The 14699-nt window shown below is 46.9% G+C and carries 11 protein-coding genes and 1 tRNA gene; 3 read left to right on the top strand and 9 right to left on the bottom strand.

The annotated features are described in order from the left end of the window. Nucleotides 1–16: 16 nt before the first annotated feature. The 3 genes from hemA to ABDB91_RS08020 form a co-directional block, all read right to left on the bottom strand. Nucleotides 17–1387 carry a glutamyl-tRNA reductase gene (gene hemA, locus ABDB91_RS08010; RefSeq protein WP_347491080.1) on the bottom strand — a complete coding sequence of 457 codons (1371 nt, stop codon included), beginning with the start codon at nt 1385–1387 and terminating at the stop codon, nt 17–19. Continuing rightward, on the bottom strand, nt 1356–2000 hold the full coding sequence (locus tag ABDB91_RS08015) for a bifunctional precorrin-2 dehydrogenase/sirohydrochlorin ferrochelatase (protein ID WP_347491082.1): 645 nt from the start codon (nt 1998–2000) through the stop codon (nt 1356–1358). Before ABDB91_RS08015 ends, hemA begins: the two co-directional genes overlap by 32 nt. Before the next feature lie 106 nt (nt 2001–2106). Further along, nucleotides 2107–3069 (bottom strand): polyprenyl synthetase family protein, encoded by a 963-nt coding sequence (locus tag ABDB91_RS08020; RefSeq protein ID WP_347491561.1) that lies wholly within the window; start codon nt 3067–3069, stop codon nt 2107–2109. Nucleotides 3070–3367: 298 nt separating this feature from the next. Between ABDB91_RS08020 and ABDB91_RS08025 the strand changes: the two genes are divergently transcribed. Continuing rightward, nucleotides 3368–3466 (top strand) — tRNA-Sec (locus ABDB91_RS08025). Nucleotides 3467–4618: 1152 nt separating this feature from the next. Here the strand turns inward: ABDB91_RS08025 and ABDB91_RS08030 are convergent. The 5 genes from ABDB91_RS08030 to purL form a co-directional block, all read right to left on the bottom strand. Beyond that, complete coding sequence (locus ABDB91_RS08030; RefSeq protein WP_347491083.1) at nt 4619–5545, bottom strand: restriction endonuclease; 927 nt, start codon at nt 5543–5545, stop codon at nt 4619–4621. A 303-nt stretch (nt 5546–5848) separates the two neighbouring features. Beyond that, on the bottom strand, nt 5849–6616 hold the full coding sequence (locus ABDB91_RS08035; RefSeq protein ID WP_347491084.1) for a thiamine pyrophosphate-dependent enzyme: 768 nt from the start codon (nt 6614–6616) through the stop codon (nt 5849–5851). 200 nt (nt 6617–6816) lie between these two features. Then, entirely contained in the window at nt 6817–7275 is a 459-nt protein-coding gene (locus ABDB91_RS08040) for an N-acetyltransferase (protein ID WP_347491085.1), read from the bottom strand. Nucleotides 7276–7458: 183 nt separating this feature from the next. After that, nucleotides 7459–8292, bottom strand: a complete 834-nt coding sequence (purQ, locus tag ABDB91_RS08045) for a phosphoribosylformylglycinamidine synthase I (protein WP_347491086.1) — start codon at nt 8290–8292, stop codon at nt 7459–7461. Next, nucleotides 8286–11126: a phosphoribosylformylglycinamidine synthase subunit PurL gene (purL, locus tag ABDB91_RS08050; RefSeq protein ID WP_347491087.1), complete on the bottom strand. Its 2841-nt coding sequence runs from the start codon at nt 11124–11126 to the stop codon at nt 8286–8288. Before purL ends, purQ begins: the two co-directional genes overlap by 7 nt. A gap of 318 nt (nt 11127–11444) precedes the next feature. Between purL and ABDB91_RS08055 the strand changes: the two genes are divergently transcribed. Continuing rightward, nucleotides 11445–13223, top strand: coding sequence for an IS1634 family transposase (locus tag ABDB91_RS08055; protein WP_347488947.1), 1779 nt, complete (start codon nt 11445–11447; stop codon nt 13221–13223). A 245-nt stretch (nt 13224–13468) separates the two neighbouring features. Here ABDB91_RS08055 and ABDB91_RS08060 read toward each other — a convergent pair whose 3' ends face one another. Then, nucleotides 13469–13906, bottom strand: a complete 438-nt coding sequence (locus ABDB91_RS08060; RefSeq protein WP_347491088.1) for a universal stress protein — start codon at nt 13904–13906, stop codon at nt 13469–13471. A gap of 316 nt (nt 13907–14222) precedes the next feature. Here ABDB91_RS08060 and rnhA point away from each other — a divergent pair, with 316 nt between their 5' ends. Then, nucleotides 14223–14681 (top strand): ribonuclease HI, encoded by a 459-nt coding sequence (gene rnhA, locus ABDB91_RS08065; RefSeq protein WP_347491089.1) that lies wholly within the window; start codon nt 14223–14225, stop codon nt 14679–14681. The last annotated feature ends 18 nt before the right edge of the window (nt 14682–14699 follow it).

Raw genomic sequence — 14699 nt, forward strand, 5'->3', positions numbered from 1 at the left:
TAACAGTCAATTTATATTAATGCTGGCCCGAGGCCCGGGCCGCAGGTTTCGGCTGTTTACCCCGCTTCTCCTTTGTCGGCTGCCCGGCAACAGCTCGTCTGTCCGATTCATCCAAATCGTCCGGATTATCCGGAAGAAATAGTTTTTCCACGGCCTCTTGATAGACCGGACCATGCTCGGTAAGGGCGTATTCTTTTAAGCGGGTAACGGGAGTGTGTAATAATTGATTGACAATGGTATTGGCCATTGATTCAATTATCTTACGGTCATGGGCGGACAGATCACCCAATTTGCTGAGCGCCCGGGTCATTTCCCGCTGTCTGATTGATTCACCGTGTTTTTTTAGCGCGGTGACGGTGGGAACGACATATTGTATGCCCTGCCAGCGGGAAAACTCTTCCACCGCCTCTTCTATAATAGCGTCCGCCATAATGGCGGCCCGTTTGCGTTCCATAAGATTATTGTCCACTACATTCTGCAAATCATCAATATCGTAAAGCTTAACACCGGGCAGGCTGCCCACAGCCGGGTCTATATCCCTGGGTACCGCAATGTCAATCAGCATAATTTTTTTACCGGTATTCTCGGCCAGCGTTCTTTGCATTTCGGGCGCTCGCACCACGTAATGGGTCGCGGCCGTGCAGCTGATTACTATATCGGCTGCTTCCAGGTAGCGATATAATTGATTAAATTTGACGGCTTGACCGCCAAATTGCCGGGCCAGGCATACGGCCCGGTCATAGGAACGATTGGAAACAATAACCCCGGAAACGCCGTTGGCCACCAGGTGTTTAGCGGTTAATTCACTCATTTTACCGGCTCCGATAACCAGCACTGAACGGCCGGTCAGGTCCTGGAAAATTTGCTTGGCCAACTCCACTGCGGCATAGCTAATGGAAACTGCATGCTGGTCGATGCCCGTTTCTGTCCGGGCTTGCTTACCCACCGTAATGGCCTGTCTAAATAAAGTACTAATTACCTTATCGGTGGCGTTATGTTTTTGGGCCAGCTGGTAAGCGGTTCTAACCTGGCCTAAAATCTGGGTTTCCCCCAGCAGCATGGAATCAAGCCCGGCTGCCACTCTAAACAAGTGTCGGGCGGTTTTATGCTGTGCAAAGGCGTAAGTATATTTTTTAATCATAACCGGTTCAACGCCCGACTTATGTTGCAAAAAACTTCTGATAGTTTCAATGCCGCTTTCAACATCAGTAACATGGGCATATATTTCTGTGCGGTTGCAGGTGGAAATAATCACGCAGCCCAATATCACCGGTTGGTCAAGCAGCCTGTCCAAGGCGTCCGATAATGAATTTTCCGAAAAAGATAGTTTTTCTCTAATTTCCACCGGAGCAGTTTTATGATTGACACCGATTGATACGACAGACATTGTTTACCCGCTCCTTTGCTCTCTCTAAATCCCCTTGCGCGACCATCGCAAATGTAGTTTCATCCACTAGATCTTTTAAAATCTGCTCGCGTTTGGCGGTATTCGTCACTTGCTCTCGTACCTGCCTGCGTATTGCGCCTAAAAAATTGGTGAATTCGGTGAAGGCAGTGCCAAATTCCTGTTCCAGTTTTTGGCGTATCATTCTAGCCAGCCTGGGACTGCTGCCGCCTGTGGAAACAGCCAGTTTAAGCGAGCCCCGGTGTACCACGGAGGGCACAAAAAAATTACATCTGGGCGGGTCATCCACTACATTAACCATTATATTGCGCTGCATGCAATCGTTGGCTACGGTGTGGTTTGCGGCCTCATTGTTCGTGGCGCTGATTACTAGAAAAGCATCTGCCAAATCGCTGGTTTCATAATAACCATGACGATGCTTAATCAGTCCGCATTCTACCATATTTTGCAATTCAGCGGTTAATTGCGGACTAATGACGTGGATCTGAGCACCACAGCGGGCCAGAGCACTTACTTTACGCTCGGCTACTTTGCCGCCGCCTACCACCAGGCACTTTTTATCTTTTAGATTGAGAAATATGGGGTAAAGTTCCAAATAAATCAACTCCGGGTGCAATGGTAAAAAGAATATGGTTTGCTCAATTTTAAAATATCGAAATTAGTATGCCTTGCCGGGCTATGCTTTGCCGATGTAAATAATACTAAAACTTTCTGATATTGATAAAATCAGCAATAGTTTGCATGGTTCTCTTTACCGGTACTTCAGGCAACTTGGCCAACTCCTTTTTAGCTTTAGCCACATATTGGCCGGCAATATCGGCCGAATAGGCTATACCGCCGTTTTTGGTAATCAAGTCAATTGCCTCGTTTACTTCTTGTTCACTTTTATCGGGTTTATTAATAATTGCTTGCAGTTTATCCCCGGCATTGCTTTTTTTTAATGCATAGATAGCCGGCAGGGTGATAATGCCCTGCCTTAAATCACCGCCTACGGGTTTACCAAGTCTGATTTGCTCGGCGGTCATGTCCAAAATATCATCGGTAATTTGAAAGGCCATGCCAATGTAATGGCCGAACCGCCGCAGCGATTGATGTAAACGCCGCGGAGCTCCGCAGGCCACTGCCCCCAACTGGCAGGATGCTGAAATTAAAAGGGCGGTTTTCCGGTTAATGCGATAAAAATAGTCTTTGATACTCTGATCGGTATTATAGGTGGCGGTAATTTGTAAGATTTCCCCCTCGCACATTTTTATGCTGGTGTCTGCCAGCACCCTGGGAATCGATGGTTCCTCATAACGGGAAATCAGTATTAATGACTTGCCCAGCAGGTAATCACCAATGTGGGTGGAAATACGATTACCCCATTGTGCCTTTATTGTGGGTATGCCCCTTCTGGTTAAAGACGAATCCACCACATCATCATGCACCAGGCTGGCCATGTGAATTAACTCCAGGGCTACGGCCAGGGGTACCAGTTTGTCCATGTTAAAATTACAAAATTTACCACCCAGCAAACAAAACGCGGGACGCAGACGTTTACCTCCCGCGCTGATTAAATGCGTGGCTGTTTCCGTTAATAACGGATCGGAAGAACGAACAGCTTTTTTCAGCTCATCTTCCACAACGCCTAATTCGTTTTTAATTTCACTGAAGAAATCAAATATCATTATGTTAGTTCACCTACTTATTGTGAAAGAAGGCTGTAGATTTCTTAAGCTTAACCTTCGACAAAGTGATATAATTTTCCTTCTTTGGCGGTATTTAAGCCGCTGTTCCGGTATTTTGGAGTGTGTTCGGTTGTCTTTGGTGCCGGTTATTGAAAGTTAACGGGTGAAGGCTCAAATTAAATCACTATAATAGATTATTATATTTTACTCTTAAAATCAATGAGAATTGTATACACATAAACTTGTTTAATTAAATTTTCTTTGTTATAATATTTATTGTCGCAAAAATGAATATGGGGGTGGATGGTGCCTGGTGGTGCCCCTGGTCTTCAAAACCAGTCCGCGGGGCGGCGATCCCGTCCCTGGTGAGTTCGATTCTCACACACTCCCGCCAATGATAGCAAAGCTTCCGGAGTTCCGGAGGCTTTTTTATGTTGCCAATAAAGATGGCAACATATTTGACAATATCATTTTTTAGTCCGGTTCTTTCTATTGTATTGTGTTCTGCAAATAATGCGGCCGGAAGACAATAAATAATCATTGCTAATCTATGCCAGGAAAATCAACTGTTGTGCACATATTGTCATTTTAATGAATAGTATGTTGGAAAATATTAATATAGATGTTTTGGAATGGTTTTATCTTTTCTAATCCTATTCAGAACAAAAAGGTAAAAAAAGGAGGTTCTCAAATGGCTTATGGCATTGGCGGCGGTGGATCTTTATTGTGGTTACTGTTATTGCTGGTGTTCTTTCCCTTCTTTGGAATTTTCGGTGCGGCAGGACAAAAAAATAAAAGCTAGCTTTGTACGCTAAATGTTGCCACATATTAACAGACATATAATTTTGTTGACCGGGCATTATATTAGCGTAAGGTTCGTAATGGCCGAGCCAAGATTATTACAGGGTCATAAAGGCTCTGTAATAGTCGGCCAAAGGTTATTATCGGGTCGCAAGGCTCGATATTAGCCGGCGGGCAGATCGGTAAGTGTTCCGGCAGGCTATATAATAGTCATAAAGATTATTATATGGTCGCAAGGGATGTTTATCGGTCGAGCTAAGATAATTATGGGTGCCGCATGGATAGTGTCTCTTAGCTAATCCTATGGGTTTGCAGCAGTCGAGAGATTGTTGCAGGCTCATCAGGTATCCATAATTGTCGAGCAAAGATCACTATGGGTGTCGTAATGGTTCATGATAGCCGAAAGGTTGTCATGAGCTGCGCAGATATGCATGGTGGTTGTAGCGTAGGTCATTACGGGCTTGAAAAGACGAAATCCCCTTCTGGTATCAAGAGGGGGATTTCTCCTGTTAGGGATGATAATACTTGGGTCGGGGTGAAATTCTAAAGTACTGGGAAGCAGCCGCTGACTATTCTTTTTCGGGGGTGGTAAAGGCATGAGTGGTAGTCGGGATGATTGTGCATACCGCGCGAAACTAAAGCATGATACGGCAGGTGTTCATAATTATGTTTTCTGTAATACTGCGCCGGGGAGCATACGTGGTTGGAATTTTGTGCGTGATTATAACGCCTGGATAAACAGGGATTAATCAAAAATTAATTCATTTTTATACAGTAAACCCACTAAAAAACCGGTTAGGCCTATAAATAAGTTTATTACGCCAAATATAATATAGATGGTACTGAGCAACCCGGTTTGTAAGGCGGCAATGATTAAAAAAAACAGGCCGAGCAAAGTGAATAACAAAGCTCTTTTTTTTGAGGCCATTATATTATCCTTGATAGAAAGAGCCATTTCTATGCCTGATATTCGAGTGTCCCCTTCTTCCTGCCATTTTTCCAACGGAAAAACGGGATGCCGGGTGTGTTTGGCCATGTGCAGTAATCCATGACCGTCAATGAGATGTATTTTAACCCGTCCATGCACCCGCCGGGCTAAACGGCGTGCTTCATCTGTGTATGAGCCGCTGCTTATAACAATACCTTTTTGAAAATGGGCTTGCTTAATTTCCCGTAGGAAATTTTTAATCTGATTGGCGGTCATCCGGTGCTCCTCCTCGGTGGGATTTAAGCACATGATGCCAATCTTTTGATTGCGCAGGTTGCCGGAAAGGGCGATGGTCGAGTTTGCACAGTGACTGAACGTTTTAAGTTTTTCAAAGGGAGCCATACCCTCAAGCAGCTCTTGAACCAGCTGGATAAATTTCTCTTGGGTATCCATGTTCTTGATATTTTGCCGGCATTTGCGGGCGCTGTACCATATATCTCGATGGGTATTCAGTGCTTTACGGCGGTTGATTTTTATTTTGGTGACTAATATAACTTCGGCTATCATTAGGGGAATGATTATCATGTTAGTTATTGTTTGACCCAACGGTAAAAGCTGTACGGCAAAAATTGTGAAGAACCAGGTAAATATTAACGTAAGTACAAAGTCTATAGTCCGGGCCAGTCGGGTGCGCTCGTCCCGCGGTTGTTTATGCATATAGCGGTGCATGTGGTTGTTAAACATAACAATGAATTCCTCCTGTGCTAACGCAATAGGTAAGATAAAGAAGCGGCTTAAATTTTGCCTTATTAAAGGATAGCTATTATTATTTTAATTACTATAAAATGATAGGTAATGTTAATGAAAAGTATTGCCTGCTTTTAATATTTTTACACTTTAGGGCTATAATTTTTCTGCGTAAGGCCGACCCTGAACAGGGTCGGCCTTTTTGGCATAATACCGATATCTCGTGCCGGGTTCGGAAATGTTGTCACAATGGTAATCAATAAATGTCAGCAATTCCAATACGATTAATAAAAAGTCGTCTTAAACAACTTTTTCACCTACGGCAGGGTTCTCAGGATTTTTCAACTCACCTACTTTAAAATGGTTGGTCATGTCTTTTTCTACAAACCGCCAGGTCTCCTCGGCGTTGGTACGCCAATTGGTGGGGCAGGCCGCCAGTGCCTCTACAAAGGAGAAGCCCCGTCCGGCCAGCTGGTTTTCCAGCGCTTTTTTTATATACCCTTTCAACTGTCTTAAGTTGGCGATGGTGCCACGTGCCACATAAGCCCCTTCCCGGGTTATGGCGGCGACCATTTCCGGCCCTTGCATGGGGTAGCCTGTGGGTGCCGGGTCGCGCCCGTAAGGGCTGGTTTCGGTTTTTTGCCCCGGCATGGTAGTGGGAGCCATCTGGCCGCCGGTCATGGCGTATACCGTATTGTTGGCTAAGATGACCGTGATGTTTTCATTGCGGCTTGCTGCGTTAACCAGGTGCTGCGAGCCAATGGCGTAGCCACCGCCGTCGCCCATATAAGCTATGCAAACGGTGTCGGGGTTGGCTCTCTTAATGCCGGTGGCCACCGGGGTGGTGCGTCCATGGTGTGTTTGTACACTATCCACATTGAAAAAGTCCCAGGACAGCAGTGAACAGCCAATATCGCAGCCAAATACGGTGCGCTGCTGGATATCCAGTTCGTCTATGGCTTCACCCAGACATTTTAATACCAGTCCGTGGCCGCACCCGGGACAAAACTTATGTGGTTTGGTTTCTATTCGCCAGCTGCGCGGCATTACCGGTTGGGGTTCGGGCATATCATTCCCTCCTTGTAGCTTATCGTGAAAAATTAATTCTTTTTTGTGATGTTGTTTTTTGTTGATATGCTTATCTATTATTTCAATATCACCCGGTAAAGCTCTTGATATACAGGGATGGTGTTAATTTTTTTGACGGTGTGAATATAGAAAGACCCCCGTGTAATAAGCGGGGGTCTTTCTATATAAGGTTATTTAGTTTAAATATCAAGTGTTTTAATTACTGCTACTTCGTCACAATTAGGGAATTTGGGGCAGTTGATGCATTCTTTCCAAACCTTCTGGGGCAGCTCTTCTTTGTCAATTAGTTTAAAGCCGCACTTGACAAAAAAGGGGGCCTGGTAGGTAAGGGCAAATACTCTGGGTATTTCGATGTCCACGGCCTCGGCAAGAAAGGCATCTAGCAGACCGCGACCGACTTGTTGATGCTGGTATGGTTCCTCTACAGCCAGGGAGCGTATTTCAGCTAAATCATCCCAAATAATATGCAGTGAACCTGCTCCCACAATGCGTCCGCCTACATCGGCAACGATAAACTCCCGCAAACTTTCATACAAAGAGGAACGGGAACGGGCCAGCATCAGATTTCGTTCGGCAAAGTGAGTAATCAGTTGATGGATGGATTCAATATCCGAAATTTTAGCTTTGCGAAAAAGCAAATTAATCTCCTGCCTTTAAACTGGTATATGTCCGGGCGGAATAATTGCGGTCCGGTATTTCGAAACGAAACGTCTTTGGTACCGTACGTCGCTAATGACACAAACAGCACCGAACCAACAATGGTATCTCAGTCCGGCGTTGATAACGCCAGGGAATCTATAAGCGTGCTTTTATGGCCGGGGTTAGTATCCGGCACCGGTTTGCGCGGCATAGGCCACGGCGTTGCGAAATAAAGGCAGACCGTGGGGTTCACCTAAAGAGGCCCGTCGCCAGTTGGGGTGGTGGAACGTTTCCACAAACCTTTCCGGGTGCGGCATCAATCCCAGTATTCGTCCGGTCTGATCGCATATGCCGCCGATGGCGTGCAGCGAGCCGTTGGGGTTTTGCGGATAATCCTGTGTGGGTTGCCCACAGGCGGTGCCGGCGTAACGAAACACTACCTGCCCCGCCTGTTCTATTTTTTGCAAAGTTATCTCATCGGTAAAAAATTTGCCTTCACCGTGAGCTGCTTGGTACTGCACTACGGTGCCCGCCAGACCCCGGGTGAATACGCAGTGGTTTTGCTCGACCAGAAGGTTGGTCCAGCGGCATTCAAAATGGCCGCTGTCGTTTTGCATCAGCGTGGCCTTGATGCTGCCCAGCTCGCTCCAGGGTAAAAGCCCGGTGCGCACCAGCACCTGAAAGCCATTGCAAATGCCCAGCACCAGTTTGCCGTCGTCCACAAACCGTCTCAGTCTGTCGCTTAAGAAAGAGGCCATTTCTACAGATAACACCTTACCTGAATGGATATCGTCGCCGTAAGAAAATCCCCCGGGCACAGCCAGTATCTGGTAGTCGCTCAACTTTTCCGCACCGCATCTAAGCTGGTTGACGTGTATCAGCCGGCAATCCCCACCGGCCTTGCTGAAAGCATAAGCTGTTTCCTGGTCGCAGTTGGTGCCGTCGGTATGCAATATGCATACCCGCGGTTTGACACCACGGACAATTGACTCCTTGGGCTGACAAGTATTTAACATCCGCCGAACACCTCCCGCATGGGTTTCTGCCAGGCTTGCAACAGTTTGGCGGTGGCAAGGTTAAAAATGCTGTTGTTATCCCGGGTGACCGAAATATTTTGATTGGCTGTGGTGCGGCCCAGTATGATATGGGGCACGTCAGCCAATAGCTCATCAATTTGGGCTTGGTCAGCCAGTTCCACCACAAAGCAGCCCGCTGTTTCGTTGAACAGGAAGTAATCCGTCCGTTCTTGGGCCGGTACATTTACTTCAGCGCCCAAGCCTCCGCCCAGACACATTTCGGCCAGGGCGGCCAGCAGACCGCCTTCGCTAATGTCATGGCAGGCCAGTATCGCGCCGTTTTTAATAGTCCGGTGCAGACCGTGCAAAGTTGTGGTGAACTGCGCCAGATCTATTTGCGGCACCCGGGTCGATGTGGCAGCCGTAACGTCAAAGTACGCAGAGCCGCCCATTTGGCTGACTTTACGCTGACCCACCAGGGCGATAATATTGCCGGGGCGCTTGAAATCGGTGGATATTGTTTGGGTGACGTCCGCTATCCGCCCGAAACAGGATATGCAGAGTACGGGCGGTATCTTAAGCACCGAGCCGTCCGGGGCGCGATAGGTGCTGCTAAGACTGTCCTTGCCCGAGATAAAGGGCATGCCTGTGGCTTTGACAAAATCCACACAGGCATCCACGGCCCGGTCCAGGTCATATAAAGACTCTTCGTCCGGGTAGGGCCAGATAAAGTTGTCTATTAAAACCAGTTCATTCGGGTTGGCACCCGAGGCCACTGCGTTGGCCACCGCCTCTGCGGCAGCCCAAAGGCTTCCGGCGTAGGGGTCAATGGTGTTCAGCACCGGGTTTAGGCCGTGGGCGATAACAGCTCCGTATTTATGCCCGGGCACAGGGGCTATGATCACGGCGTCATTGGGAGCGTTTCCCTCTACCCCGGCGAATGGAGGCAATGCACTGCTGCCCTGTACACCGTGATCATACATGCGTACAATGGGCTCTTTGGAACATACGTTGAGATGCTGCATTACTTTAGTGCATAATTGCTCCCAGGCACAGGGTAAGTCAGGCTCGCAAGTTTCCGCCGTGATCTTACGGGGCACGGCGGTCATAGTTCGATCGGGGATGCCGTGGTGTAAAAACTCCATACCCAGATTACACACCGGCTTATCGTGATAGAAAACCTCAAGCTGGCCGGTGGCGGTAAACTCGCCGATAACGGTGACTTCGACATTGTGCTCCCGGCAGATGTCCGCCAGGCGTTCCATGTGGGCCGGGTCCACTGCCAGGGCCATTCTTTCCTGACTTTCGGACAGCCAGATTTCCCATGGTGCCAGCCCCTGGTATTTTAGAGGTGCCCGGTCCAGGAGAATGCGTACCCCTGTTTCTTCACCCATTTCCCCGAAGGCCGAGGCGAAGCCGCCTGCACCGCAGTCGGTGATAGCCCGGATAAGTTTTTCATCCCGGGCACGCAAAAGGGCGTCGCTCATGCGCTTTTCTTCAATGGCATGGCCTATCTGCACCGCGCTGGCATTGACATCCATAGTGCGGTGGGTCATTTCACCGCTGGAAAAGGTAGCCCCGTGGATGCCGTCCCGTCCGGTGCGTCCCCCCACAATCACAGCCAGATCACCGCTTACCGCCTGTCCCTTGCCGGCGTCGGCGGCCGGCATGATACCGTAGGCGCCTACGATAATGGTGGGCTTGGCTCTGAAATCACGGTGGAAATGTATTGAACCGTTATTAGTGGGTATGCCCATGCGGTTACCGTAATCCCGTACCCCATCTACCACCCGGCGCAGCAAATAATGGGGGTGTAGACAGCCCGGTGGCACATCGGCGGTGGGCAGGTCCGGCGGTGCAAAGCAGAACATGTCCGTGGAAGCAACCACCTTGGCGCCTTTACCGGTGCCCATAATATCCCGGAAAACCCCGCCGCTGCCTGTCATAGCCCCGCCGTAGGGCTCGATGGCCGACGGGGAGTTGTGCGTTTCCACCTTGCCGCACAGGGCCAGGCCGTCGTAAAATTCGATTACGCCTGAATTATCCTCGAAGGCGGATAGCACCAACGGGTGGGCTGCCTGGTCGGTAGATTCCCGCAACCTCTGGTAGAGCGGTTTTTTGGCCCGGCCTTCTACCATAATAGTGGCCTTGAACGTCTTATGCACGCAGTGTTCCGACCAGGTTTGGGCCAGGGTTTCAATTTCGCAGTCTGTAGGGTCACGGTCCAGGTCGGCAAAATAATTCTTAATGGCCCGCATTTCTTCAAGGTTTAAAAATAAGTTATCCCGGCTCAGCTCCAGCAGTGCTTTATTATCCATCTGTCTGACGGGAATTACCCGGGTGCTGCCGGGACGGCCCTTAAGTATAAGGGTGGCCGGTTTTTCCGTGACCACTCTCTCCACTGTTTCATTAACCAGTAATCTGGTTAATATGTGTTCGGTATCGGCATTTGATAAAGTGCCGTAGAACCCATATTCATAACTGGAATCGGCCGCTATGAGTCCGGTAATGCCTAAATCTGCGGCCGCCTTTACAATGGAGCCGGTCTCCGGGTTCATTACGCCGGGTTTATAGGACACTTCCAATAGCTTATCGGCATCTTTAATAACTGCCTCGTTGATCGTATAAATCTGAAACACTTCTTCAGCCAGCAAGTGGCGGGCTAAAAAATCGGCTTGCAAGGCACTGATGCCCTCCAGGCGGTAAACCTTGGCGGTAACCAGCCCGGTAATGCTTGTGATGTGCAGGGTGTTTTGAATCTCGTGCAGCAAGTGCTTACCTTTGATATCCTCCAGGTGGGGCATGGTTTTTACCCGCACTTCCTGTATTGCCATTTATTCACACCTCCAGGATTTTATGCGGTGTTTAAAAAATAAAAATTCCGGCCTGGTAGGGCCGAAAACTAACCTTGCGCAGTACTATTGTATTTTAATATATCTAAGTCCTAAAAACAACTCTAATAAACTAAATACGCTTTCTACCTTAATCAATACAAGGAAAACCTGTAGTACAATCGGGTCTTTGACAGTTGCATGGTCAAAAAAACGCTGGAAGCCTTGAAATAGGCTTATTTTTTTGTCAAATTTCCTGGTTTACTATTGCGTAATGTTTGGTATTGTGTTACAATACAAAGGATTGGGGGTTTTTAAGGTATGCGATTATCTTTATCCAAATCAAAAAACGCCACCTCTTTTTATGTGATTAAGTCCGTCTATGAAAAGGGGGTGCGCTCCACTAAAATCGTTGAAAAACTTGGCACGGAAAAGGAGCTCCGTAAAAAATTAAACGGTCGTGATCCCTACGAATGGGCTAAGGCTTATATCGATGAACTTAATCGTCAAGAAAAAGAATCTCAACGCAAAGTTATAGTTGAGTTTTCCCCTACAAAAGTTATCGCTAAAGATCGCCAGGCTTCATTCAATGGCGGCTATTTGTTCTTGCAAAGTCTGTATCACAGTTTGGGTCTACATAAAATTTGTGCTGTCCTTCAGAAAAAATACAAAATCACCTTTGATTTAAATACGATTCTTGCCTCGCTCCTTTATGGCCGCATCCTCTTTCCCGGCTCAAAGCTTGCTACCAAGGAACTGGTGCGGAACTTTCTTGAGCAACCGCGCCTTGAGCTGCAGCATGTATATCGTGCATTGGAGATTTTAGCCAAGGAGAGTGATTTCATCCAAGCTCAGGTATATAAAAACAGCCTTAACGCTTGCAAGCGCAACACAGCGGTTTTGTTCTATGACTGCACTAACTTCTTCTTTGAAATTGAACAGGCTGAGGGCTTAAAACAGTATGGCAAAGGCAAGGAGAACCGTCCGAATCCCCTTGTGGAAATGGGATTGTTTATGGATGGTGATGGTGTTCCTTTGGCTTTCTGTATTCATCCCGGAAATACCAATGAGCAGGTGACCCTGAAACCTTTAGAACGGAAAATCCTTGCCAATTTTAAACTCTCTCAATTTGTTGTCTGTACTGATGCCGGTCTTGCCAGTACCGCCAACCGGAAGTTTAACGACATCCAAGAGCGAGCTTTTATCACCACCCAGTCGATCAAGAAGTTGAAGCAATTTTTGAAAGAGTGGGCGCTCGATCCGGCAGACTGGAGCCTTAATAAACACAAGAGTGAAACGTCTTCGCACGATAAGACGAAAACCTCTTACAATCTAACGGAAGTCATTCAGCGGTTTCAAAGCGACACGACCTCAGAAGAGGAGAAAAAAACGCTGGAATCTATGGTTTTCTATAAAGAACGCTGGCTCAAGGAGGGTGATCTTGAACAAAGGTTGATTGTGACCTTTTCTTTAAAATATAAAAATTATCAGGAGATCATACGCAGCAATCAGATTGAACGCGCCCGTAAAATCATGGAGAAAAACCCAGCCAAACTAAAAAAGTGTAATGCTAATGATTACCGGAGGTTTATTCAAAAGAGTTTTTGCACTCCTGATGGTGAGCTTGCTGAAAAAGAGTTGCTCAGCATCAATCAAGATGTGATCAATGAGGAGGCGCAATATGATGGCTTCTATGCGGTTTGTACCAATTTAGAAGATTCTATTTCTGATATCGTTAAGGTGAACAAGGGACGATGGGAGATTGAAGAATGCTTTCGCATCATTAAGAGTGAATTTAAAGCCAGACCTGTTTATCTGAGCCGAGACGACCGGATTACGGCTCACTTTATGACCTGTTTCCTGTCGTTGATCCTCTATCGAATGCTGGAAAAGAAACTGGGGGGCGAATTCACATGTAAAGAGATTTTAACAACGATACGGGATATGAATTTCTACAAGATCCCTGGAGAAGGGGTTGTTCCTACGTATAAACGCACCAATATCACGGATGCTTTGCATAGCCATTTTGGATTTCGAACAGACTACGAGATCGTAAATACAAAAGAGCTAAAAAGAATTTTTAATTTCACTAAGAAATAAAACATTACTCATTTTTATAGAATATGAAAAAAGCCTATGACCCTTTATTACCAAGGGATATAGGCTTTTTGTCTCCACATAAGTGTCAAAGATGAGATCTAAGTCCTAAAAACAACTCTAATAAACTAAATACGCTTTCTACCTTAATCAATACAAGGAAAACCTGTAGTACAATCATAGATACGGCAGATTCATGGCTGCTGTAAGGCGCCGGGATAATGTATGTATTCCGCGTTAAATTCGGTTTATCTGACAACCAACACCGGGCATGGGGCATGCTTGGTGATCCGGTTGCTTACGCTGCCCATTACGTAGCCTTTAATTTCGCCTAAACCACGGCTGCCTACGACAATTAAATCGTATTGCCCGTCTTTGGCCTCTTGAATAATTTCCTGAGAGGGATGGCCCCACAAAAGTTTTTTATCTATAATGACTCCGCGATCGGTGAATTCTTTCCGGGCATCATCAAGTATTGTTTCGCCGTTGGCTGCAAACTCTTCTGCTAGCTGGTTGAAATCTATGGCTGCCTGAACTTGATGGCTGCTCACAAAATTAGTCAGGTTGGGAACGACATGAAGAAAAGTTACCTGTGCTCCAAAACCGGCTGCAATTTGCATGGCGTGCTCCGCTGCTGCTATAGAACGATGCGAGCCGTCCAAGGGAACTAAAATCTTTTTATACATTTAGTAAGACCTCCTCTGAAAGTGAAAGTTTTCATTATAATATATTACATTGATTAATATTGCAAGGTGACTGCTACTCTCAAGATTTGACGAGTCATCTCTGTTGCGATATTCTGCGGTTGAGCGTTCGGGTGCCGGACACTGCGGATGGTGACTCGGCCGCCGGTTGAAGAGGCGATGGGAATTAGCGACAATAGGCAAAACAGGTGCACAAAGATATTGTCAATATATAACAGACGTGATAAAATTACCAGCATGCAGTTTTAGAGTTGTTTTGGGCAATGTGAAGTAATCTTAAATTAAAGTAGGTGATCAAGTGAAAGAAGTTGATATATATACGGACGGGGCTTGCAGTGGTAATCCCGGGCCGGGGGGCTATGGCGCTGTCTTAAAGTATGGCGGTCATGAAAAAGAGTTGGCCGGCGCGTATGAAAATACCACAAACAATCGCATGGAATTAATGGCTGTTATCAAGGGTTTGGAATGTTTGAAGGAACCTTGCCGGGTAACGGTATATTCGGACAGTAAATATGTGATAGACGCTATGACCAAGGGGTGGGTTACCAAGTGGCGGGCCAAAGGTTGGATGCGCAACGACAAGGAGCCGGCGAAAAATGTGGATTTGTGGAAGCGATTATTGCAGCTGGCCGAAGGTCACCAGTTGCGGTGGGTGTGGGTAAAGGGCCATGCTGACAACGAGTACAACAATCGTTGTGACAGGCTGGCAGTGGATGCCATAACAAATTGCCCTCGGTTGTCGGATAGCCCTTTGTAAAATATTTGGTTGAAACTT

Source organism: Desulfoscipio sp. XC116 (assembly GCF_039851975.1).
GTDB lineage: Bacteria > Bacillota > Desulfotomaculia > Desulfotomaculales > Desulfallaceae > Sporotomaculum.

What these genes read in the sequence shown, in the direction of transcription:
- hemA (WP_347491080.1), bottom strand. Translation starts at nt 1,387, where the DNA reads ATGTCTGTCGTATCAATCGGTGTCAATCATAAAACTGCTCCGGTGGAA.
- purL (WP_347491087.1), bottom strand. Translation starts at nt 11,126, where the DNA reads ATGGCAATACAGGAAGTGCGGGTAAAAACCATGCCCCACCTGGAGGAT.
- ABDB91_RS08030 (WP_347491083.1), bottom strand. Translation starts at nt 5,545, where the DNA reads ATGTTTAACAACCACATGCACCGCTATATGCATAAACAACCGCGGGAC.
- purQ (WP_347491086.1), bottom strand. Translation starts at nt 8,292, where the DNA reads ATGTTAAATACTTGTCAGCCCAAGGAGTCAATTGTCCGTGGTGTCAAA.
- ABDB91_RS08035 (WP_347491084.1), bottom strand. Translation starts at nt 6,616, where the DNA reads ATGCCCGAACCCCAACCGGTAATGCCGCGCAGCTGGCGAATAGAAACC.
- ABDB91_RS08055 (WP_347488947.1), top strand. Translation starts at nt 11,445, where the DNA reads ATGCGATTATCTTTATCCAAATCAAAAAACGCCACCTCTTTTTATGTG.
- ABDB91_RS08060 (WP_347491088.1), bottom strand. Translation starts at nt 13,906, where the DNA reads ATGTATAAAAAGATTTTAGTTCCCTTGGACGGCTCGCATCGTTCTATA.